This is a genomic window from Hydrogenophaga sp., from assembly GCF_030373225.1.
Taxonomy (GTDB): Bacteria; Pseudomonadota; Gammaproteobacteria; order Burkholderiales; family Burkholderiaceae_C; genus Hydrogenophaga.
In genome coordinates, this window is sequence record NZ_JAUCZG010000001.1 from 1 (window position 1) to 20,524 (window position 20,524).

21 protein-coding genes are annotated in these 20,524 nt (G+C 66.1%); 15 read left to right on the top strand and 6 right to left on the bottom strand.

Features of this window, described 5'->3' with window-relative positions; all coding sequences use genetic code 11:
- A partial coding sequence (locus tag QUV35_RS00005; protein WP_300870059.1) for a flagellin hook IN motif-containing protein occupies window positions 1-933 on the bottom strand: 933 nt, incomplete at its 3' end.
- Between the two features lie 463 nt (window positions 934-1,396).
- Between QUV35_RS00005 and flhD the strand changes: the two genes are divergently transcribed.
- The 12 genes from flhD (at window position 1,397) to QUV35_RS00065 (ending at window position 12,957) form a co-directional block, all read left to right on the top strand.
- Entirely contained in the window at window positions 1,397-1,732 is a 336-nt protein-coding gene (gene flhD, locus QUV35_RS00010) for a flagellar transcriptional regulator FlhD (protein WP_056268595.1), read from the top strand.
- A gap of 132 nt (window positions 1,733-1,864) precedes the next feature.
- The gene (gene flhC / locus QUV35_RS00015; RefSeq protein WP_300870060.1) at window positions 1,865-2,401 is read left to right on the top strand and encodes a flagellar transcriptional regulator FlhC; all 537 of its coding nucleotides are present in this window, start codon (window positions 1,865-1,867) and stop codon (window positions 2,399-2,401) included.
- A gap of 155 nt (window positions 2,402-2,556) precedes the next feature.
- Window positions 2,557-3,417: a flagellar motor stator protein MotA gene (motA, locus tag QUV35_RS00020; RefSeq protein ID WP_300870061.1), complete on the top strand. Its 861-nt coding sequence runs from the start codon at window positions 2,557-2,559 to the stop codon at window positions 3,415-3,417.
- 126 nt (window positions 3,418-3,543) lie between these two features.
- On the top strand, window positions 3,544-4,527 hold the full coding sequence (motB, locus tag QUV35_RS00025) for a flagellar motor protein MotB (protein WP_300870062.1): 984 nt from the start codon (window positions 3,544-3,546) through the stop codon (window positions 4,525-4,527).
- A gap of 48 nt (window positions 4,528-4,575) precedes the next feature.
- Window positions 4,576-4,962 carry a chemotaxis response regulator CheY gene (cheY, locus tag QUV35_RS00030; RefSeq protein ID WP_300870063.1) on the top strand — a complete coding sequence of 129 codons (387 nt, stop codon included), beginning with the start codon at window positions 4,576-4,578 and terminating at the stop codon, window positions 4,960-4,962.
- A 12-nt stretch (window positions 4,963-4,974) separates the two neighbouring features.
- Window positions 4,975-5,586: a protein phosphatase CheZ gene (locus tag QUV35_RS00035; protein ID WP_300870064.1), complete on the top strand. Its 612-nt coding sequence runs from the start codon at window positions 4,975-4,977 to the stop codon at window positions 5,584-5,586.
- A 253-nt stretch (window positions 5,587-5,839) separates the two neighbouring features.
- Window positions 5,840-6,997: an EscU/YscU/HrcU family type III secretion system export apparatus switch protein gene (locus QUV35_RS00040; RefSeq protein WP_300870065.1), complete on the top strand. Its 1,158-nt coding sequence runs from the start codon at window positions 5,840-5,842 to the stop codon at window positions 6,995-6,997.
- On the top strand, window positions 6,994-9,072 hold the full coding sequence (flhA, locus tag QUV35_RS00045) for a flagellar biosynthesis protein FlhA (RefSeq protein ID WP_300870066.1): 2,079 nt from the start codon (window positions 6,994-6,996) through the stop codon (window positions 9,070-9,072). Before QUV35_RS00040 ends, flhA begins: the two co-directional genes overlap by 4 nt.
- Window positions 9,069-10,622, top strand: a complete 1,554-nt coding sequence (gene flhF, locus QUV35_RS00050) for a flagellar biosynthesis protein FlhF (RefSeq protein WP_300870067.1) — start codon at window positions 9,069-9,071, stop codon at window positions 10,620-10,622. The genes flhA and flhF overlap by 4 nt, the downstream gene beginning before the upstream one ends.
- Window positions 10,615-11,388 (top strand): hypothetical protein, encoded by a 774-nt coding sequence (locus QUV35_RS00055; protein ID WP_300870068.1) that lies wholly within the window; start codon window positions 10,615-10,617, stop codon window positions 11,386-11,388. The genes flhF and QUV35_RS00055 overlap by 8 nt, the downstream gene beginning before the upstream one ends.
- Window positions 11,389-11,390: 2 nt before the next feature.
- Window positions 11,391-12,107, top strand: a complete 717-nt coding sequence (locus QUV35_RS00060; RefSeq protein ID WP_300870069.1) for an RNA polymerase sigma factor FliA — start codon at window positions 11,391-11,393, stop codon at window positions 12,105-12,107.
- 196 nt (window positions 12,108-12,303) lie between these two features.
- Window positions 12,304-12,957, top strand: coding sequence for a hypothetical protein (locus QUV35_RS00065; protein ID WP_300870070.1), 654 nt, complete (start codon window positions 12,304-12,306; stop codon window positions 12,955-12,957).
- 103 nt (window positions 12,958-13,060) lie between these two features.
- Here the strand turns inward: QUV35_RS00065 and QUV35_RS00070 are convergent, their stop codons facing one another.
- The 5 genes from QUV35_RS00070 to QUV35_RS00090 all read right to left on the bottom strand — a co-directional run bounded on the left by QUV35_RS00070 (window position 13,061) and on the right by QUV35_RS00090 (window position 17,447).
- Window positions 13,061-13,480: a VOC family protein gene (locus QUV35_RS00070; protein ID WP_300870071.1), complete on the bottom strand. Its 420-nt coding sequence runs from the start codon at window positions 13,478-13,480 to the stop codon at window positions 13,061-13,063.
- Between the two features lie 31 nt (window positions 13,481-13,511).
- Window positions 13,512-14,264, bottom strand: coding sequence for a YoaK family protein (locus QUV35_RS00075; protein WP_300870072.1), 753 nt, complete (start codon window positions 14,262-14,264; stop codon window positions 13,512-13,514).
- Between the two features lie 32 nt (window positions 14,265-14,296).
- Window positions 14,297-15,178 carry a universal stress protein gene (locus QUV35_RS00080; RefSeq protein WP_300870073.1) on the bottom strand — a complete coding sequence of 294 codons (882 nt, stop codon included), beginning with the start codon at window positions 15,176-15,178 and terminating at the stop codon, window positions 14,297-14,299.
- 1 nt (window position 15,179) lies between these two features.
- The gene (locus QUV35_RS00085) at window positions 15,180-16,655 is read right to left on the bottom strand and encodes a SulP family inorganic anion transporter (protein ID WP_300870074.1); all 1,476 of its coding nucleotides are present in this window, start codon (window positions 16,653-16,655) and stop codon (window positions 15,180-15,182) included.
- A gap of 132 nt (window positions 16,656-16,787) precedes the next feature.
- The gene (locus QUV35_RS00090) at window positions 16,788-17,447 is read right to left on the bottom strand and encodes a FadR/GntR family transcriptional regulator (RefSeq protein WP_300870075.1); all 660 of its coding nucleotides are present in this window, start codon (window positions 17,445-17,447) and stop codon (window positions 16,788-16,790) included.
- A 158-nt stretch (window positions 17,448-17,605) separates the two neighbouring features.
- Between QUV35_RS00090 and QUV35_RS00095 the strand changes: the two genes are divergently transcribed.
- The 3 genes from QUV35_RS00095 to QUV35_RS00105 all read left to right on the top strand — a co-directional run bounded on the left by QUV35_RS00095 (window position 17,606) and on the right by QUV35_RS00105 (window position 20,488).
- A complete protein-coding gene (locus tag QUV35_RS00095; protein ID WP_300870076.1) occupies window positions 17,606-18,478 on the top strand; it encodes a fumarylacetoacetate hydrolase family protein in 873 nt (290 codons plus the stop codon).
- Window positions 18,479-18,503: 25 nt separating this feature from the next.
- On the top strand, window positions 18,504-19,490 hold the full coding sequence (locus QUV35_RS00100; protein ID WP_300870077.1) for a tripartite tricarboxylate transporter substrate binding protein: 987 nt from the start codon (window positions 18,504-18,506) through the stop codon (window positions 19,488-19,490).
- 236 nt (window positions 19,491-19,726) lie between these two features.
- Window positions 19,727-20,488 carry an ABC transporter ATP-binding protein gene (locus QUV35_RS00105; protein ID WP_300870078.1) on the top strand — a complete coding sequence of 254 codons (762 nt, stop codon included), beginning with the start codon at window positions 19,727-19,729 and terminating at the stop codon, window positions 20,486-20,488.
- The last annotated feature ends 36 nt before the right edge of the window (window positions 20,489-20,524 follow it).

Consider the following 20,524-nt stretch of genomic DNA (forward strand, 5'->3'; position numbering starts at 1 on the left):
TTCGGTCGTCACGTCGATGTTGGAGATGCCGGTCGAGTCGGCGGCTGAAGCGGCGGTGTCAACCGCATCGCCAGTGGCTTCCAGCAGACCGGTGTCGGCCACGGCGAAGCCTGCCGAGAATTCGACGGTGGCCGGTGCGGTACCCGCAGCGTTGAGCTGGGATGACAGCAGTTCCACGTCGAAGGTACCGTCTTCGTTGTCCACCAGGAAGGCGGACACGCCGGTGTCGGCGGTCTTGCGGTTGATGGCTTCGATGACCTGGCCCAGACGCGCCGTCTCGGATGAGGCGCCTTCAATGGCACCCAGATCGACCGCGGTACCGCCGCCCACAGTGATGGTCAGAACACCGGCAGCGATGTCTTCGTCGAAGTCCGTGATGTTGGCGGCCGTCACCGTGGCGGTTGCTTCACCATAGATCACGGTGCTGAGGTTGTCGGCGGTGGTGTCGGCCAGCGAGCCGATGGTGATGTTGTCGCCGGCGTTGGCGCCGACCTGGAAGCTCGCGGCGGTGAAGGAGCCGTCGAGCACTTTCTTGCCGTTGAACGAGGTCTGCTTGGAGACGCGGTCGACTTCATCGGACAGCTGCTTCACCTCGGCCTGCAGGGCGTCGCGGTCGTCGCTGCTGTTGGTGGCGTTGGCCGACTGCACGGACAGCTCACGCATGCGCTGCAGCATGTCGCCGACCTTGCCGAGTGCGCCTTCAGCGGTCTGTGCCAGCGAGATGCCGTCGTTGGCGTTGCGCGCTGCCACGCTCAGGCCCTTGACCTGGGCGTTCATGCGCTCGGCAATGGCCAGGCCGGCGGCGTCGTCCTTGGCGCTGTTGACACGCAGGCCCGAAGACAGGCGCTGCATGGAAGTGGCCAGCGAACCCTGCGAGGACATCAGGTTGCGCTGGGCGTTCATCGACATCACGTTTGTGTTGATGGTGGTCATGACTAACTCCTAAAAATGGATGAAAAGCAATCCGGCATTGCTGCCAATCTCGACACCAGCCAGAGGGCTGGCTGCCTGACCGGTGCTGGGCTGAATGCTTCGCTGGCCGGACGACGAACCTTTTTAGAAGTCCGTTGCAATCAATTTCGGAGGACCAGGCGGATTCTTTAGGGCTGCTTGGAATTCGTTTCCAGGGCCAGTTGCTCCCGTCGGCGGCTGTGTCTGCCGGGGGGAGCAGCCTCACGTGCCGGTGGTGAATCCCGTTTGGCACCCGCACAGGCAGGACCGTTTTGAGTACCAAAGACGTAGGCCGTTGGATGACACGCGGGTGGTGCACACATGACACGCGGTACAGCCGTTTGCCGATTCAAGAAATTGTTGCCCTCGACACAATTACACACATCGGGTCAGGAGTTGTAAGCAGGTCGCCAACAACCCAGACCCCACACCGAAGGAACACATCATGGACAGCGAACAACTCCTGGCAGAAATCCGCGAAGCCAACCTCACCTACCTGATGCTGGCTCAAAACCTGATCCGCAAGGACCGCGCCGAAGCGCTGTTCCGCCTCGGCCTGACCGAAGAAGCCGCTGATTTGCTGGGCATGCTGTCCACCGCGCAGCTGCTCAAGATCGCATCGAGCAACATGCTGCTGTGCCGCTTCCGGGTGGACGACGACCTGGTGTGGAACCTGCTGACCAGCCACAACGTGAAGAAGGTGGACAACGCCACCACCACGCAGCTGCATGCCAGCATCCTGATGGCCGGGAAATTTGCTGAATCGATGGCTGCGCACTGATCGATTCAGCGGAACACCCCCGCGCCGCCTTCGGCGTCACCCCCTCAAGGGGGCGGTGCCTGCGGTCTGGCAAAGCCAGTCCCGCGGCACCCCTGGCAAAGACCAGCTTTTCTCACATACCCGGAGTTCACCATGGCCGTCGGCAAAAGCATCCTCAACGAATCCCGCGACATCGAGCGGGCGGTGGCCTTGATCCAGCTGGGTGCGCGCCTGCAGGTGCTGGAGTATGAAACCAGCCTGTCTTACGAGCGCCTGTTGCGCCTGTACAAGGAAGTGGCGGGCAAGAGCCCGTCCAAAGGCCAGTTGCCTTTCTCCACCGACTGGTTTCTGACCTGGCAGCCCAACATCCACGCCTCGCTGTTCCTCAACATCCACGAGTACCTGAGCAAGACCAGCGAGCTCGAAGAGATCGACACGGTGATCAAGGCCTTCCGTCTGTACAACGACCAGATGTCGGCCAGCGCGATCGAGCCCATTCTGTCGGTCACCCGCGCCTGGCGCCTGGTGAAGTTCGTCGACAACGGCATGCTGACCCTGACCAAGTGCACCTGCTGTGGCGGCAACTTCGTGACCGAGCCCTATGAAAACCGCCACTTCGTGTGCGGCCTGTGCCAGCCACCAGCGCGTGCCGGAAAAGGCGCGGCCTCGGGTGGACTCCGCCTGCACTGATCACCGCCGTTTCCAAAACCTGAAATGGACCCCGATGCGGGTCCATTTCGCGTTTATGGACTCCTTCAATCGCACCTAGAGTTGGTCGATAGAAAAGGCATCCCCCCAAAGTCACGCGTCACCCCGGTGCCGCGTCCTCTTTCAGGCCCACACACATGTTCGTCATCATCGGTCTTGTCGTTTCGATGCTTTGCATCTTCGGCGTCTACATCTTCCACGGCGGCAACATCGCGGTGGTGCTCAAGGCGCTGCCGTTCGAGATGACGACCATCCTTGGCGCAGCGCTGGGCGCCTTCATCATCAACAACCAGATGAAGGTGGTGAAGGCGGCCCTCAAGGGGCTGGCGGGCTGCTTCAAGGGCAGCCGTTACACCAAGGCCCGCTACCTCGAACTCATGGCGCTGCAGTACGACATTCTGCAAAAGGCCCGCAAGGAAGGCCTGATGGCGATCGAGCAGGATGTGGAGAACCCGCACGAGTCGGCGGTGTTCAAGAAGTACCCCACCATCGCCGCCGACCACCACGTGGTCGAGTTCATCACCGACTACCTGCGCATGATGGTCTCGGGCAACCTCAACGCGCACGAGATCGAGTCGCTCATGGACAGCGAGATCGAAACCCACCACCAGGAAGCCCATGCCCCGGTGGCCGCGATCGGCCGCCTCGCCGGTGGCCTGCCGGCCTTCGGCATCGTGGCCGCCGTGCTGGGTGTGATCAACACCATGGGTTCGGTGGGCCAGCCGCCCGCCATCCTCGGCGGCATGATCGCCTCGGCCCTGGTGGGCACCTTCCTCGGCATCCTGCTGGCCTACGGCGTGTTCGAGCCACTGGGCGGACTGATGGACCAGAAGGTGGAGGAAAGCAGCAAGGAATTCCAGTGCATCAAGACCACGCTGCTGGCCAGCATGCAGGGCTACGCCCCCGCCACAGCCATCGAGTTCGGCCGCAAGGTTCTGCTGTCTGATGTTCGGCCCACGTTCAACGAACTCGAAGCCCACGTCAAGGGCAAGAAGTGATGCACCCCCCGCGCGCCTTCGGCGCTCCCCCCTGGGAGGGGGGCGGCGGCTTGGGCCGGCGGAGCCGGACCCTCGACGCCCTTGGTCTGGGGCACTTCATGCGCTGCGCTTTAAAAGGAGGCTGACATGGCCGGAGCTGGAAAGAAGCTTCAACCGATCATCATCAAGCGCATCAAGAAGAGTGGCCACTCGGCTCATGGTGGCGCCTGGAAGATCGCCTACGCCGACTTCGTGACGGCCATGATGGCGTTCTTCCTGCTCATGTGGTTGCTCGGATCCACCGCCAAGGGCGAACTCGACGGCATTGCCAGCTATTTCCAGTCACCGGTGAAGGTCTCGCTCATGGGCGGTCCGGGCACCGGCAACAGCAGCAGCATCCTGCCCGGTGGCGGGCGCGACCTGAGCAAGGCGTTCGGTCAGATGGACAGCGGCGACAAGGAGCGTGCCGCCAAGGTGATGGGTGCGCAGATGGCCCAGGAGGCCAAGGCCCGCCAGGAGGCCGCGCGGCTCGATGCGCTGGAAGAGAAGATCGCCGCGATCATCCAGAGCAACCCCAGGCTGGCCGAGTACGGCTCGCAGATCCAGCTGGAAAAAACCACCGATGGCCTGCACATCCAGATCGTCGACCAGCAGAACCGCCCGATGTTCGACACCGGCAGTTCGCTGGTGAAGCCCTACATGAGCGAGATCCTGCGTGAAATCGGCGCCGCACTGAGAGACGTGGACAACCGCATCGCCCTGGCCGGCCACACCGATGCCACGCCCTATGGCAGCGGCGAGCGCGGCTACAGCAACTGGGAACTCTCGGCCGACCGCGCCAATGCCTCGCGGCGTGAACTGATCTCGGGGGGCTTGCCCGACGACAAGCTGCGTCGCGTGGAAGGTCTGGCCTCCAGCCGCTTGTTGCGCCCGGAAACGCCCACCGATCCGATCAACCGGCGCATCAGCATCGTGGTGATGACGCAGGCGGCCGAAGACCGCATGGCGCCCGGCGCGGTTTCTGCAGTCGTGGCCCCGCCGGCCAGCGCACCGCCTGACGAGACCTCCACCGCGCCATCGCTTCAGATTCCCGCTGATGTGACGAAAACAACCCCAGGGAGCGGTGGCTGAGCAGCCGCCGTCTCCACCCCACCTTCCCACCCGCCCTCGGAGGCCTGCATGTCCACCCCGATGAAATTCCTGATCGTTGACGACTTCTCCACCATGCGCCGCATCGTGCGCAACCTGCTGAAAGAAATCGGCCATGCCGATGCCGACGAGGCCGAGGACGGCGCCATCGCCTTGAACAAGCTGCGCAATGGCGCGTTCAACTTCGTGGTGTCCGACATCAACATGCCCAACATGAACGGCTTCGAACTGCTCGCTGAAATCAAGAAGGACGAGAAGCTCAAGCACCTGCCGGTGCTGATGGTCACGGCCGAAGCCCGCAAGGAAGACATCGTGCTGGCTGCCCAGAGCGGCGCGGCTGGCTACATCGTCAAGCCCTTCACCAAGGCGACGCTGGAAGACAAGCTGGCCAACATCTTCAAGAAGCTCGGCATTTGAAAGGACGCTGCCATGACACACGATGAAGCAGCGACACCCGGCCACCCCCAGATGTTCCAGAAACTGGGCTCGATCACGCGCCAGTTGCACGACGCGCTGAAGGAGCTGGGCTACACCGACAAGCTCAAGGGAACGGTCGACCAGCTCCCCGACGCGCAAAGCCGCCTCTCCTACATCGCCCGCCTCACCGGTGAAGCGGCCGAGAAGGTGCTCAACCATGTGGAGCTGGGCAAGACCGAGCAGGGCCTGATCGCCGAGCGCGGCCGCCAGCTGGCCGACACCATCTCGCGCGTGCCGGCGCTGGCCAAGGCCATGCCCGAACTGATGGAATGGACGAACGACATCGTCAAGACCAGCGAGCAGACCGATGCGCGCCTGACCGACATCATGATGGCGCAGGATTTCCACGACCTCACCGGCCAGGTGATCGCCCGCGTGGTGCAGCTCGCAGGAACGATAGAAGAACAACTGCTCAGCCTGTTGCTGCAGTCGGCTCCCTCGGGCCAGCCCGGCCAGGACCAGGCCTACGAACTGGCCGGCCCGGTGGTCGACGCCGAAGGCCGCACCGATGTGGTCAACGACCAGAAGCAGGTGGACGACCTGCTCGCCTCGCTGGGCTTCTAATCCCCAAGCCCGGACCCCGTAGCCACGCAAGCCCACCAAGCCCGCAAGCTTGGGGCGGCTGGGTGCGCTGCGCAGCGAAGTCAAGGGGGAGGCGGCTCCAGCCGCCGGAGGACATTCGCGGAGCAGCGCGCCCAGGCGCCACGAGCCCGAAGAGGCGCATCCGAGAAAAGCACCCGTTCACCGAGCCTTATCGCGCTTTAGTTTTCCCCAGCGGATTCCAGAATCGGATTCACCGATCACGTGAGCCCGCTCCATGGATACCTCCAGTCAAGACAAGAACCTGCCCGCCACCGCGCAACGCCTGAAAAAGGCGCGCACGGACGGCCAGGTGCCGCGTTCCAAGGACCTGTCCAACCTCACGGTGCTGGGCGGCGGCTCGCTGCTCTTGCTCGCGCTCGCCCCCATGGGTTTCGAGAAGCTGCGCACCACGCTGCAAAGCCAGCTGCGTTTCGACAACGTGTCCGTGCGGCAACCCGACCAGATGCTGCAGCGCCTGGTGGACGGCTTCTCGCAGGGCCTCATGCTCTACCTGCCGCTGGGCGTGCTGGTGCTCGCGGTGGCCATCGCCGCCACGGTGGCCGCCGGCAGCTATGCCTTGAGCAGCAAGCCGCTCATGCCCGACCTCGGCCGCCTGAATCCGCTCAAGGGCATCGGCCGCCTGTTCTCCAAACAGCAACTGGCCGACACCGCCAAGCTGTTCGGCATCACGGTCGTGGTGGGCCTGGTGGCCTGGCAGTTCATCGGTGCCCACGCCGAGCTGTTTGCCACGCTGGTGATGCAGCCCCTGGAGTCCGGCATCGGCCAGCTCGCCAGCTGGCTCATGACAGGTGTGGGCCTGCTGCTCGCGGTGGTGACCTTCTTCGCCGTCCTCGACGTGCCCTTGCAGAAATACCTGCATGCCCAGCAACTCAAGATGTCGCTGCAGGAAGTGAAGCAGGAGCACAAGGAAGCCGAGGGCGATCCGCACGTGAAGTCGCAACGCCGCGCGCGCCAGCGCGAAATGGCCCAGCGCAACAGCGTGGGCGCGGTGCCCAGGGCCGACCTGGTGGTGATGAACCCGACCCACTACGCGGTGGCGATCCGCTACGACGATGCCTCCATGAACGCGCCGCGCGTGGTGGCCAAGGGCGCCGACCTGATCGCGCTGAAGATCCGCGACGTGGCCAAGGCACACAACGTGCCGGTGCTGCAGTCGCCCATGCTGGCGCGTGCGCTCTACGCCCACGCCGAGCTCGACGGCGAGGTGCCCTCTGCCCTGTACACCGCCGTGGCCCAGGTGCTGGCCTACGTGTACCAGCTCAAGGCCGCCATGAAAGGCCAGGGCGCCATGCCCGGCGACATGCCCACGCCGCAGGTGCCGCCCGAGCTCGACCCGCACTTCAAGAAATCCGCCACGAAGGACTCCGAATGAACCTGCTCGCGCCCCTGCAGCAATGGCTCAACCGCAACGCGGCCTGGGCCGGCGGTCTGGCCGCTCCGATGCTGGTGATCGCGGTGCTGTCGATGATGGTGTTGCCGCTGCCGCCCTGGCTGCTCGACACCTTCTTCACGCTCAACATCGCGCTCGCCCTGGTGGTGATGATGGTGGCGGCCTACATGAAGCGGCCGCTGGACTTCTCGGTGTTTCCCACCGTGCTGCTGCTCACCACGCTGCTGCGCCTGTCCCTGAACGTGGCCTCCACCCGTGTCGTGCTGCTCGAAGGCCACACCGGGCCGGGTGCGGCCGGTGCGGTGATCGAGGCCTTCGGCCACTTCCTGATCGGCGGCAACTTCGCGGTCGGGTTCGTGGTGTTCGTGATCCTGGTGGTGATCAACTTCATCGTGATCACCAAGGGCTCCGAGCGCATTGCCGAGGTGTCGGCCCGCTTCACGCTGGACGCGATGCCCGGCAAGCAGATGGCGATCGATGCCGACCTCAACGCCGGCCTGATCGACGAGAAACAGGCCAAGAAGCGGCGCCAGGAAGTCGGCGACGAGGCCGAGTTCTTCGGCTCCATGGACGGCGCCTCCAAGTTCGTGCGGGGCGACGCGATCGCCGGCATCCTGATCCTGATCATCAACATCATCGGCGGCTTCGCGGTGGGTCTGATGCAGCACGGCCTGTCGGCCAGCGAAGCGGCCAGCACCTACATCCTGCTGGCGGTGGGCGACGCGCTGGTGGCACAGATTCCCTCGCTGCTGATCTCGGTGGCCGCGGCCATGGTGGTCTCGCGCGTGGGCAAGGACGAAGACCTGGGCGCACAGGTGATGCAGCAGATGTTCATCTCCTCCAAGGTGCTCGGCATCGTGGCGGCGGTCATGTTGCTGCTGGGCGTGATTCCCGGCATGCCGCACACCGTGTTCCTGAGCTTTGCGGCCATCTTCGGCGCCCTGGCCTGGTGGCGCACCCGGGTCGACGCCCGGCCCGTGGCCGAGCCCGAAGCACCCGCCGTGCAGAGCGACGGCGAAGCCACCTGGGACGACCTGCAACCGGTGGACCTGCTCGGCCTGGAGCTGGGCTACCGACTGATCGCCATGGTGGACAAGACGCGCCAGGGCGATCTGCTGACCCGCATCAAGGGCGTGCGCAAGAAGTTCGCGCAGGAGGTCGGCTTTCTGCCGCCGGCGGTGCACGTGCGCGACAACCTGGAACTGCGTCCGAGCGCCTACCGCATCACCCTGCGCGGCGTGGTGGTGGGCGAGGGCGAGGTGTTTCCCGGCATGTTCCTGGCCATCGACCCGGGCGGCCTGGGCACCCCGCTCATCGGCACCCCGACCACCGACCCGGCGTTCGGCCTGCCCGCGCACTGGATCGATGACAAGCAGCGTGAAAACGCGCAGATGGCCGGTTTTACCGTGGTTGATTCCGAGACCGTGCTGGCGACGCATCTTTCACACTTGATGCAAGTCCAGGCAGCCAGGTTGCTCAGCCGGACGGAGACCCAGGACCTGGTTGAACACGTCACCAAGCTGGCCCCCAAACTGATCGAAGAAGTCGTGCCCAAGATGATCTCTGTCGCTTCCTTCCAGAAAGTGCTGCAGCTGCTGCTGGAAGAGTCGGTGCATGTGCGCGACATCCGGACCATCATCGAAGCGATCGCCGAACACGCTGTTGCCACCACCGACCCGCAGGAACTGGCCCGCCGCGTGCGCATGGCGCTGGCACCGGCCATCGTGCAGCAGATCTACGGCCCGGTGAAGGAGCTCGAGGTGATCGCCATCGAGCCCGGTCTGGAGCGCCTGCTGATGCAGGCCCTGAGCGGCGCTGCCAACGGCGCGCTCGACCCCGGCGTGGCCGACATGCTCAGCAAGTCCGCCTCCGACATCGCCAACAAGCAGGAAGAGAAGGGCGTGCCCGCCTGCCTGCTGGTGCCCGACGCCATCCGCACCGCCATGGCCCGCCTGCTGCGCCGCGCCGCACCGCGCCTGCAGGTGCTGGCACACAGCGAAATTCCTGAAACCCACCTGATCCGCATCGGCCCGATTCTTGGAGAACTTGCATCATGAACATCCAGCGCTTTCTTGCTCCCACCTCCCGCGAAGCCATGGCCAAGGCCCGCATGGCCTTTGGCGACAGCGCGGTGATTCTCTCGACCCGCTCCAGCGCCGAGGGCTTCGAGGTGATGGCCGCGGCCGAGGAGAGCCTGGCTTCGCTGGCCGACAACGCCACGCCGGCACCGGTCGCGACGCGGCCGGCACCGGCCCGTGCCAGGCCCGCCGCCACGCACACGCAGGCACAGCCCGAGTCGGTCGAGGGCGACACCGAAGCGCTGGCCATGAGCACGCTGTCGTTCCAGGAATACGTGCGTGAACGCATGCTGCGCAAGCGCCGCGAAATGATGCAGGCGCCCGAGCCCGCCGAGACCACCCCGCCAGCAGCGGCGCAGCCCCGCGCCCCGCTGGCCGCACCGGTGCAGGCCGCTGCGGTTCGCCCCGTGCCCCGCGTGCAGCCCGCGGCCGAGCCGATCGAGGTGCCGGTGCAGCGTTTCAACCAGCCGGCGCACGCCGTGTTCGGCAGCCGCCTGGGCCAGCAGCCCATCCGCACCCGCGACGAGGCCGAGCCGGCCTGGGAAGACTCGCAGCCTTCGGTGCGCTTCGCCAGCAAGGACGACAGCCGCATGGCGGTCGAGCTCTCCGCGCTCAAGGACATGATCGAAGAGCGCTTCAACACGCTGGCCTGGCTCGGTTCGTCCAAGCAGAACCCGATCCAGTCGAACCTGATGCTCAAGATGATCCGCGCCGGCTACTCGCCCGCGATGGCCCGTGCCGTGCTCGACCGTGTCCCGACAGACGCCGGCGCGCCCGAGGCCTTTCGCTGGCTCATGGACGTGATCACGCGCAACCTCAAGGTGAGCGCGCCCTCTGCCGGGCTGTGCGACGAAGGCGGCGTGGTCTCGCTGATCGGCGCCACCGGCGTGGGCAAGACCACCACCGCGGCCAAGCTCGCTGCCCAGTGCGTCAAGCAATACGGTGCTGCGAGCGTGGGCATGATCACGCTCGACACCTACCGCGTCTCGGGCTACGAACAGCTGCGCGCCTACGGCCGCATGCTCGGTGTGGTGGCCCACCTGGCGCACGACCGCGCTGCGCTGAAGGACCTGCTCAACCTGCTCTCGGGCAAGCGCCTGGTGATCATCGACACCGCCGGCCTGGGCCAGCGCGACCAGCGCATCCAGGACATGCTCGATGTGCTGGACATGCCCAAGGTCAAGAAGACGCTGGTGCTCAACGCCGGCTCGCAAGGCGACACGCTCGACGAGACGCTGACCTCGTTCAAGGCCAGCTCGCTGCACGGTGTGGTGCTCTCCAAGGTGGACGAAGCCGTGAAGCTCGGCCCGGCGCTGGACGCACTGATCCGCCACCAGGTGAGCTTGCACGGCGTGGCCAACGGCCAGCGCGTGCCCGAAGACTGGCAGAACCCCGATGCCCAGGCGCTGGTGCGCATGTCCATGGGCACGGCCGGCAAGTCGGCCTTCGACCCGGTCGCCACCGACATGGGCGTCTACTTCGCCCCCACCAGCACCCATGGCGTGAACCTGGGGGCCTCTCATGTTTGAACACGGCTTCGATCAGGCCGCCGGACTGCGCGGCGAGAGCCGCAGCGGTGGTGCCGCCTTGCTGCCCCTGGCCAGCCCGGCGCAACCGTCGCGCGGCCACGAGTGGCTGTACATGCTGGCCGGCTGCCTCGCCAACCAGGGGCGCTGCGTCGTCATCGTGGACGGCACCGCCAACGAGTCCACCGGTTTCCAGCGCGACAGCGGCAACCACCTCGGCCTGCTGCGCGCCTTGCAAGACCCCTCCATCGGGCACCTTGAACACCCCAACGACCTCGCCGACTGGCTGGTGATGCCCGGCGCGCGCGGCCTGCAGGCCCTCCAGGAAACCACCCACGCCGCTGGCGCGCCGGTGGCGCTGGCCCGCCTGCTGGCGCCGTTCGCACCCGGCGTGATCGTGCTGCTGTATGCGCCGGCCTTCGCGCTGGCCGGCCTGCTGCCGGGCTTGAACGCCCGCGCGATGGTGCCGCTGATCGACCAGCCGCAGGCCAGCATCGATGCCTACGGCGCCGTCAAGTTGCTGCACAGCGCGGGCCTGGCGCCCGTGCTGGCACCCCTGGCCGCCGGTGGTGCGCAGGCGCTGCAGCCGCTGGTGACCTCGGTCACCGACTGTGCGTCACGCCACCTCGGCCTGAAGCTGGAGAGCTGGCCTGCGCACACCTGGGGCCACCGTGCCCAGGCCAGCGCCATCACCTCACCGGCCGACGCCGGCCCGCACGGGTACCACGGCCTGGTTCGCGGCACCCCGACGACACCCCTCTGGAGCTGAAGATGTACACCGCCAAAGGCACGCTCAACCGCGACGACCAGCTGCGCAAATACAGCCCGCTGGTGCGGCGGCTCGCCCACCACATGATCGCCAAGCTGCCTCCCAGCGTGGAACTCGACGACCTGATCCAGGTCGGCATGATCGGCCTGACCGAAGCCATCGCGCGCTTCGAGCCCACGCAGGGCGTGCAGTTCGAGACCTTTGCCAGCCAGCGCATCCGTGGCGCCATGATCGACGAGCTGCGCGAGGGCGACTGGATGTCGCGCGGTTCGCGCAAGAGCCAGAAAGACATCGAGCAGGCCGTGAGTCGGCTGCAGCAGAAACTGCAGCGCGTGCCCAAGGAATCCGAGATCGCCGCCGAGCTCGGCATGCCCCTGGCCGACTACCAGCACCTGCTGGCCAAGGTGCGTGGCACGCAGCTGGTGTACCTCGAGGACATCAGCGGCAACGGTGACGATGAAGACGGTTTTCTCGACCGCCACATGGGCGACAGCGAAGCCGATCCTTCGGCCAGGTTGCAGGACCACCGCATGCGCACCGCGCTGGTGGCCGCCATCAACGTGTTGCCCGAGCGCGAGCAGCAGATCATGAGCATGTATTACGAGCACGACATGAACCTGAAGGAAATCGCCGCCGTGCTCGGCGTGACCGAATCGCGCATCTGCCAGCTGCACAGCCAGTCGATTGCGCGGCTGCGCGCAAAACTGCGCGAGCACTGAAGCGGCCGCACGCAGCGGCGCGGCGCTCGGCTGAACCGTGCGCAATACCGCGGGCGCAGTAGCCGTTGGCGCAGGGCAACGGGCACTGGTGAGAGAGCAGGGGTGTGGCTAGCATCGGCGGCGGCTCCGGACAGCGGCTGACACACGGGCACCGCCGTCGGGGACCTCGCTCAGCAACCCTCGACGCCGCCGCACCATGACCGACCACAAACACGCCACGCCCAGCAGCCCCAGCCACGACAGCCTCGATGACGTGATCGAAGGCGCCACCGATGAAGCCACCGAAGACATGCTGGTCGAGGTGGTGAACGCCATCTGGCGTGGATTTGATTCTCCCGCCGACATCGACGCGTTGATCGAACGGCGCGCCACCGACGGTTTCCTGTTCGACATCGACAAGGTCAGTGCCGTGGCCGCAGAAACCTTTTCGGAGAAACGCACCTCCGAAGCCGGCTGGCCGCTGACCACCGACTGCGACCGGCTCGACCGTGTTTTTGCCCGGCTGCATGTGTTGGGCATCTGCGCCCTGCAATGCACCGGCGACAGCCTGCGCGATGGTGTCCGCTGCGTGGGTGAGGCGCTCGATGCCTCGGGGGTGGAGCAAGACCGCTACAAGGGCTTCTGCTTCTTCCACACGCAGGACATCGACCGCGCGCTCGACGACGAAGGCCTGTTCCTGGCCTTTGGCCCCATCGACAGCGACAGCGTCGAAGACGAAGACGAGATCGCCATCGGCCAGACGATCTGCGAGGCGCTGCGCGAGGCCGGGCTTGAGCCCGACTGGAACGGCAGCGGGGCGGTGCGCATCGGCCTGCCCCGGTTCTGCTGGCAGCGGCGCACGCCGGCCTGACAGGCACCCGGCCCCCAACGACAAGGCCCGCCGGGCGTCACTGGACGCCCGGCGGGCCTTGTCTTTGCGCTGGCTGCGCGGGTTCAGGGTGGGGCTGCAGGCCTCACCAGCTGCCGCTGTTGGCCATGTCCACCCAGGGCGGGCTCGGCGGCAGGGGGTCGCCCTTTTGCAGCAGCTCGATCGAGATGTTGTCGGGCGAACGCACGAAGGCCATGTGGCCGTCACGCGGTGGGCGCAGGATGCTCACGCCGTGCGCCTGCAGGCGCTCGCAGGTGGCGTAGATGTCGTCCACGAGGTAGGCGAGGTGGCCGAAGTTGCGGCCGCCGGTGTAGCTCTCCGGGTCCCAGTTGTGGGTGAGTTCGACCTGTGCGCTGTGGTCGCCGGGTGCGGCCAGAAAGGCCAGCGTGAAGCGGCCTTGCGGCACCTCCCGGATGCGCACCACCTCCAGGCCGAGGGCGTCGCGGTAGAACTTCAGGGAGGCTTCGAGATCGGTCACGCGGACCATGGTGTGCAGGTATTTCATGCGTTCATTGGACCCGGGTTGCAATACCTTGTCACGGCCCGGCCTTTCGGTGGCGCAGCAGGTCGTCCACCGTGGGAACCAGAGCCAGCACCGCCAGCAGCAGGGCCAGCGGCACGGTGAATCCGTAGCCCACCTGCTTGAAGCCGTAGGCGCCGGCGACGCCACCGACCGTGAAGGCCGCCAGCAGCCCGCCCAGCACCGCCATGCGCTGCCGGTCGGCGCGCACCTTCAAGGGGTGGTCGCCCTTGCCGTTCCAGTAGACGAGCTTGCCCAGTTCGATGCCCAGGTCGGTCACGATGCCGGTCATGTGGGTGGTGCGGATCACCGCGCTGGAGAGCTTGGTGGCAATGGCGTTCTGCAGTCCCATGATGAAACACAGCAGCACCACGGTGAAGGGAATCAGCAGCCCCTCGAAGGTGGACAGCCGGGCACCCATCAGCCCGAAACACAGGATGAGTGCCGCTTCCAGCAGCAGCGGCAGGGCGTATTCGCTTGAGAGCTGGCGGCGCCTTGCAAAGTTGACCATGATGGCGCAGCACATGGCGCCGAGCAGGAAGGACAGCACGCCCACGGCAGCGTCCACCACCAGGCCGAGCTGGCCCAGCGCCAGGTTGTCTGCCAGCGAGGACACCATGCCGGTGACGTGCGAGGTGTATTGCTTCACCGCCAGGAAGCCGCCGGCGTTGATGGCACCGGCGACGAAGGCCAGCACGAAGCCGAGCTCCCGGTTGGATTCGGCGGTGCGCTGGGTGCCGATCAGGTAGCGGGCGTAGTTGGCGGGCATGGGGCGACGTTACACCCGAGTCGGGTATTGGCTCAGCGAAGCAGCAGGGTGGGCACCCTGGCCGAGCGCAGCAGTTCACTCGTGCGGCTGCCCATGAACAGGCTGCGCAGCGGCGAGTGCGTGTACGCGCCCATCACCAGCATGTCGATGCGCTGCTCGTCGATGTAGCGCGCCACGGCGGTTTCCGGGTCGCCCATCACCTGGGCCGCGGACGTGTCGATGCCGGAGGCCATCAGTGCAGCCTGCGCCACCTGCAGTTGTTTTGAAGCCTCGCCACGGCCCTCCTTGCCGACCATCAGCAGGTGGCAGGGGATGCCTTTGAAGAGCGGGCTGGCGGCCACCATCTCCACACCGTGGCGGGAGGCCGAGCCGCCGTCAAAGGCGATCAGCACCCGGGCTGGCGGTGTGAAGTTGTCGGTCACGGTGAGGATGGGGCGCTCCATGGCGCGCACCACGCGCTCCACGTTGCGGCCGAGGTCGCGCAGCGTGGTGGTGGACGATTCACCACGCCGGCCCATGACCACCAGGCGCACGTCGACCTGCTGCTCGGTGAGCGTTTCCACCAGCGATCCGTGGCGCTGGCGCATGTCGGGCGCGGCCACGCCGCTGGCCTGGGCGCGCAGGCGCAAGCGGTTGAGGAACAAGCGGCCCTGCTCGCGTTCGCGAACCGCCACGCTGGCTTCGTCTTCGGTCAGCTGGTTGAGCAGGTTCTCCTGCGCGTTCACGCCGATGGCACCGCTGTGGTCGGTGACCGGCGCGATGCCTTGCTGGCGGTCGATCACATGCAGCAGCTCCAGCGGTGCGCCCAGGCGCAGCGCGGCCCAGGCGGCGGCGTCGGTCACGTGGTCGGCGTAGGGGGACCGGTCCACGCAGGCAAGCACCTTGTTGTCCAGGCTCATGTTCATGCTGTCCATGTCAGTGACCCGTGAGCATGTCGTCAGCGCCGTCCTTGTCGTGCACACCGAACTTGTCCACCAGCGTCGCGCTGGCCTGGTTCAGGCCCACCACCTCCACCTCGGTGCCTTCGCGGCGGAACTTCAACACCACCTTGTCGAGAGAACTCACGGCCGTGATGTCCCAGAAATGCGCGCGGCTCACGTCGATGCGCACCTTGTCCACCACTTCCTTGTAGTCAAACGAGTTGGTGAAACGGTCGGCCGACGCAAAGAACACCTGACCCAGGATCTGGTAGGTGCGGGTGCGGCCGTCGTCTTCAGCGCGCGACTGCACGCGCAGGATCTGGCCCACCTTGTGTGCAAAGAAGAAGCCCGAGAGCAGCACGCCCACCAGCACACCCTTGGCCAGGTCGTGCGTGGCCACGGTCACGGCGACGGTGGCCAGCATGACGACGCTGGAGCTGCGCGGGTGGTCGCGCAGGCCCTTGAGCGAGGCCCAGTTGAAGGTACCGATGGAGACCATGATCATGACGGCCACCAGCGCGGCCATGGGGATCCGGCCGACCCAGTCGCCGAGGAACACCACCATGAGCAGCAGAAAGATGCCCGCCGACAAGGTGGACAGGCGCCCGCGTCCGCCCGACTTGATGTTGATGATGGACTGACCGATCATGGCGCAGCCCGCCATGCCACCGATGAAGCCACTGGTGATGTTGGCCACGCCCTGGCCCACGCATTCGCGGTTCTTGTCGCTTTTGGTGTCGGTCAGGTCGTCCACGATGGTGGCCGTCATGAGCGATTCGAGCAGGCCCACCACCATGAGCGTGAGCGAGTACGGGAAGATGATCAGCAGCGTTTCCAGGGTGAACGGGATCTGCGGGATCAGGAAGAACGGCAGGCTGTCGGGCAGCTCGCCCATGTCGGACACGGTGCGGACGTCCAGGTTCAGGTAGAGCGCCACGCCGGTCAGCACCACGATGGTCACCAGCGGTGACGGAATGGCTTTGGTGATGTACGGAAAGCCGTAGATGATGACCAGACCCGCAGCGGTCATGGCGTAGACGTGCCAGGTCACGTTGGTGAGCTCGGGCAGTTGCGCCATGAAGATCAGGATCGCCAGTGCATTGACGAAGCCGGTGACCACCGAGCGCGAGACAAAACGCATCAGCACGCCCAGGCGCACCCAGCCCGCGATGATCTGCAGCACGCCGGTGAGCACGGTGGCGGCCAGCAGGTATTGCAGGCCGTGGTCCTTCACCAGCGTGACCATCACCAGCGCCATGGCACCGGTGGCGGCCGAGATCATGCCCGGGCGCCCGCCGGTGAAGGCGATCACCACCGCAATGCAGAACGAGGCGTAGAGCCCCACCTTGGGGTCTACCCCGGCAATGATGGAGAAGGCAATGGCCTCCGGGATGAGGGCCAGTGCGACGACGAGACCGGCGAGCAAGTCGCCGCGGACGTTGGACAACCAGTCCTGCTGGAAAGATTTCATGGGTTCGGTGCTTGTCCTGGAGCCGAGCGGCCCGGGGGCAGCCGGCGCGGCAGAGACGGCGGGGCGATTGGCGGAGGTCGCCGGGAATCGGCCGTCTCGATGACGGGCCGGGAGACGCTGAATTGTAGGCAGTCAGTGTCCGAGCAGGTTGTGCCGCACATGCAGCAGGTGCTCCAGCGTGCCGGCCTTGGCGCGGACGGCGTCGCGGTCGCGCAGGGCGTCCACCAGCTGGCGGTGTTCGCGCTGGTAGGCCAGGCGGCGCTCGGGCGTGACGCTTTTCTTCTTCAGCTGCCCCCAGTCGCCCTGGGCGCGCACCTGTTTCATGAGCTTGAACACGCTGGACACAAAGCTGTTGTGCGCGGCGTCGGCAATGGCTTCGTGCAGTTCAGCGTCCCAGTGCTCGAACGCTTCCAGGCTGGTGGCCTGCTCGGCGCTGGTGCAGCACGACAGCATGCGGGTGAAGTCGGCGGTGGTGGCATTGCGCACCACCAGATCGATGATGGCCGGCTCCAGCGCCAGACGCGCCTCCATCAGCTCGGCCGGGCTGGTGTGCTGAGCAGAGTCCTGCTGCCATGGGCTGGTGGCCTGTTGCGCGACAAAGGTGCCGCTGCCCACGGTCTGCTCGATCAGGCCCTGCTGCTTCAGGTCCGCCAGCGCGCGGCGCACGGTGGTGCGGCTCACGCCGTAACCTTCGGCCAGCTCCCGCTCGGTGGGCAGGCGGTCACCGGCCTTCCAGTGCCCGGCCTGCAGCTGGGTCAGGATGGTTTCGCGCAGGGAGGTCGAGATGCTCATGGTGGCCACCAATATACCAAAGCAGACCAATGAGTGCCGGCCCGGCAGCGGCCCCGGGCATCGGTGAAAACCCGCTGTGGATCGCTCGCTGGCTGGTCTAACATCGGTTCTTTCTGGTACCTATTGGTATTTAATGGTATTTATTCCAAGGAGTGTCTGTGCGCATTGCCACGTTTGTTCATGAAGGTCAGCGCCGGGTCGGGCAGATCGCAGCCGATGGCCAGGGCGTCACGGTCTTTGCGCTGGACCCCGCGCAGGCGGCCCGCGGTGCCTTGCCGCTGATCGAAGCCGCGGCCCGGGGCGATGCCCTGCCGGCGCTGGTGGGTGAGGCGCTGCCCCTGAAGGCGGTGCGGCTGGAGGCACCCTTGCCGATGCCCCGGCGCAACCTGTGGTGCGTGGGGCGCAACTACCACGAGCACGCCAAGGAACTGCAGACCTCGGTGTTCAAGGACAACAACGCCAACCCCGCCACCTGGCCGATCGTGTTCACCAAGGTACCCGAGTGCGTGATCGCCGACGGCGCCGATGTGGTGTTGCCGGGCGCGGCGGTGTCGGAGCAGATCGACTACGAGGCCGAACTGGCCGTGATCATCGGCGTGGGTGGCAAGAACATCGCGCGCGGCGACGCGATGAAGCATGTGTACGGCTACACCATCGTCAACGACGTGACCGCGCGCGACGTGCAGATGCGCCACCAGCAATGGGACATGGGCAAGAGCTTCGACACCTTCTGCCCGATGGGGCCATGGATCGTGACCGCCGACGAGCTCGACGGGCAGCACACGCGGGTGCGTTGCTGGGTCAACGACACGCTGCGCCAGGACGGCCGCACCGAAGACCTGATCTTCGACATTCCCACGCTGATCGAGACCATCTCGCGCGGCATCACGCTCTACCCTGGCGACGTGATCGCCACGGGCACGCCGGCCGGCGTGGGCATGGGCCTCAAGCCCCCCGTGTTCCTGCGCAAGGGCGACGTGGTGCGCATCGAGATCGACGGCATCGGCAGCCTGCAGAACGCCTTCGTCTGAACTTTCACAACAGGAGATCACCCGCATGAACCGACATTTCAAACGCCTCTGCCTGGCCGTCGCGGCCGCCACCGTGGCCAGCACCGCCGCCGTGTCTGCACTGGCGCAAGACGCCTACCCGAGCAAGCCGATCAGCATGGTGGTGCCGTTCCCGCCCGGCGGTGTGGCCGACACCGTGGGTCGCCCGGTGGCCGAGGCCATGGGCAAGCACCTCAACCAGACGGTGGTGGTGGTCAACCGCGCCGGCGCCGGCGGAGGCATCGGCATGGCGCAGGTGGCCAAGGCCGCGCCCGATGGCTACACGATGTTGATGGCCCTGTCCTCGGTGGTGGTGCTGCCCGAGGCCGACAAGATCCTCAACCGCCCTCCGATGTTCGAGTTGAACCAGTTGCTGCCGATCGCCCGCATCACGGCCGACCCGACCGTGCTGGTGGTGCGTGCCGACAGCCCCTGGAAGACCTACGCCGACTTCATCGCCCATGCCAAGGCCAATCCGAGCCGCATTTCTTTCGGTTCGTCGGGCAACTACGGCACCATGCACGTGCCGATGGAGCAGCTGAAGTCGGCCACATCCACCTTCATGCTGCACGTGCCCTACACCGGCGCCGGCCCGGCCCTGCTGGGCCTGCTCAGCGGCCAGATCGATGCCGTGGCCAGCGGTCCGGCCAGCGTGGCGGGCCAGATCAAGGCCGGCAAGATGCGGGCGCTCGCGCACTGGGGCGAAGGCCGCCTGGCCCTGCTGCCCGATGTGCCGAGTTTCAAGGAACTCGGCGTGCCGATCAGCTACTCGCAGTGGTCGGGCATCTTCGTGCCGGCCGGCACCCCGCCCGATGTGGTGAGCAAGCTGCGCGAGGCGGCGCGTGCCGCCACCCGCGACGAACGCACCATCCAGGTCATGACCACCGCCGGCACCTCGTTCCAGTTCCAGGACGCGCCGGAGTTCGACCGCTTCGTCAAGGAAGACGCCGGCACCATGCTCAAGGTGGTTCGACAGATCGGGCGTGTCAACTGATGAAGGCGGTGCGTCGACAGCGCAGCCGTGCTGTTGCCGGTTGTGTTGTCATGCGTGCGACTCGACGGGAGTGAATTCCCTAGGTCGCGAAATTCGTTAGTTCGCTAACAATCGCGCGGAGCAGACAGCCTTCGGTCGCTCGTTTCCGAAGGCCGCCATCAAGAGACACAGGAGACCGGATTTCCAGCTCGCCCGCCGGCCCTTGGCCTGCGGCTCCTTGCGGGAGATCGACATTCATGAGCACCGACTACATTCTCGAAACGCGTGAACTCACCCGGGAGTTCAAGGGTTTTGTCGCGGTTGACAAGGTCAACCTGAAGGTCCGGCGGGGCTCGATCCACGCGTTGATCGGGCCCAACGGTGCCGGCAAGACCACGATGTTCAACCTGTTGACCAAGTTCCTGCCCGTGACCTCGGGCAAGATCTTCTACAAGGGCGAAGACATCACCAGCCACAAGGCGGCCGAGGTGGCGCGCACGGGCATGGTGCGGTCGTTCCAGATCTCGGCGGTGTTTCCGCACCTCACCGTGCTGGAGAACGTGCGCATCGGCCTGCAGCGCAAGCTGGGCACCAGCTTTCATTTCTGGAAGCCCGAGTCCAGCCTGTATGCGCTCAACGACGAAGCCATGGCGCTGCTGGAGCAGGTCGACCTGGGCAGCTTCGCGCAGACGCAGACGGTGGAGCTGCCCTACGGCCGCAAGCGCGCGCTGGAGATCGCCACCACGCTGGCGCTGGACCCCGAACTGATGCTGCTGGACGAACCCACGCAGGGCATGGGCCACGAAGACGTGGGCCGGGTGGTCGAACTGATCCGCAAGGTGGCCGCCAACCGCACCGTGCTCATGGTGGAGCACAACATGAACGTGATCGCCAACCTCTCCGACACCATCACGGTGCTGGCGCGCGGTTCGGTGCTCGCCGAGGGCCCGTACGAAACCGTGTCGAAAGACCCGCGGGTGCTCGAAGCCTATGTCGGCACGGTGGAGGAAACACAATGAGCGCAGCGCCGGGCCGCCCCAAGCCAGCGCGCACCG